This is a genomic window from Hoeflea sp. BAL378 (genome assembly GCF_000759435.1).
GTDB lineage: Bacteria > Pseudomonadota > Alphaproteobacteria > Rhizobiales > Rhizobiaceae > Hoeflea.
In genome coordinates this window covers 1-1786 of sequence record NZ_JRJG01000106.1, presented here as the reverse complement: position 1 = coordinate 1786, position 1786 = coordinate 1, and the positions used below count along the sequence as shown (strand labels likewise).

Annotated in this window: 1 protein-coding gene; it reads right to left on the bottom strand. The window is 69.8% G+C overall.

The window, feature by feature from the left end; all coding sequences use genetic code 11:
- A partial coding sequence (locus LL06_RS19660) for a methyl-accepting chemotaxis protein (RefSeq protein WP_035530758.1) occupies positions 1–1786 on the bottom strand: 1786 nt, incomplete at both ends.

Below are 1786 nucleotides of genomic sequence, written 5' to 3'. Positions count from 1 at the left end.
TCGACGGCGGCGGCGGTTTCCTCGAGCGAGGCCGCCTGCTGCTCGGTGCGGCGCGCCAGATCATCGGCGGCGGAGCGGAGCTGGCCGGAATTGTCGCTGATCGAGCGGGCATTGTCGCGGATATGGCGCATGGCGTCGCGCATGCGCTCGATCGACTCGTTGAAATCGACCCGCAGGCTGTCGAGCTCGCTGGCGAACGGCGTGTCGATGGTCGAGACCAGGTCGCCCTGCGACAGGCTGCGCAGGGCCGAGCCGAGCTGGCTCACGGCGAAGGCGAGCTCGGCATCGGCCCGGGCCTTCTCGCTGTCGGATTTCTCGCGGGCGCGGGCGGCCAGGTCGCGGTCGCGGCTCATCTCGTCCTCGACCCGGATCTTGTCGATGGCGCTCGACTTGAAGACATCGAGCGCGCGGGCCATCTCGCCGATCTCGTCGGCGCGGCCCGAATCGGTGACGGCGACGTCGAGATCGCCCGAGGCCACGTCGCGCATGGCGGCGACCAGGCGGCGGATCGGCCCCTTCAGCGCGGCGATCAGCAGGGCGGCCGCGGCAAGGCCGAAGAAGCCGATGACCAGCGCCGCCGAGAGCGTGATGGAACTGGCGCGGTCCTTGACGGTTTCGGCGCCGCGCTGCTGGCTGCTGGCGAAATCGAGCACGCTGTTCCAGGCCTGGTTGATGCGGGTGGAGGCCGCAAGGAACAGGGCGGTTTCGGCCTCGCGCCGGCCCATCAGGTCGGCCATCAGCGCCGGAATGGTGACGGATTTGGCGCTCCAGGCCGAGCCGATGGTTTCCATGACGACGTCGCCGCCGTTGGAGAAGGCGATCAGCTCGATGCTCTTGTCGACCGCGGCGAGCCGCGCCGCCACCTGTTCGGCCCTGGACGCTTCGGGATTGGCGACGAAATTGACCATCGCCAGCTCCAGCGCCGCCAGATGGGCGAGGAAATCGCGGCTGTCGGTGATGATCTGCTCGCCCTCGAGAATGGAGGCGTCGAGCTTGCCGAAGGTGTCGGTGGCCTCGCGCGAGACCTGGGAGGCGAGGCCCTGCAGCATGATGCCGGCGGGGCGCAGCGCATTGGCGAATTTCTGCAGCTCGATCATGCCCGTCTCGCCGGTCATGCCCTTGTCGAGGGTCGCGAGCAGGCCGCCCATGTTGTCGGCGATCATGCTGCGGACCACCGGCTTGGTGGCGGGGATCGCCTCGGCCAGGTCGCGGTTCATGGCGGTGATGGTCCGCTTCAGGCCTTCGGCGGCCTTGAAGGCCTCCTCGGGCGTGGTCGCCGCCGAGATGGCGCCGGAGATCTCGACCACGGCCTGGGCGCCGCTGGCGAGCTGGTCGGCGGCGCGCAGCTTGCTCTTGGTCTCGTCCTCGGCGAGCGCGAGCTCGGCGCCGACGCTCTCGATCCTGAGGGTCAGGCGGTCGCGCACGGCACCCAGCTCGGCGAAGGTCTCGCCGAAGGCCGCGCGGATGGCCTCGACCTCGCCGTGGATCGCCCACAGCGCGTCGACATCGCCGCGCAGCTCGGCGGCGAGCGCGGTGGAGCGGCGGATGGCCTCGGATTCCTCCTCGGTGTCGGCAAGGGCGAGCACCTTTTCCATGCGCGCGAGCTGGTCGTCGAGGCTCGCCATCACCGCGGCGCGCTTGTCCTCGTTCTGGTCGTGCAGGAAATTGGTCATCCCGGCATAGGCTTCCTTGAACCCGCTCAGGGTCTCGATGCTGGCGCTGGTGCCGGTGAGGCGCCCGCCCAGCAGCGAGCCGGTGTAGAGATTGACCGCGGCGAGGCCGGCCA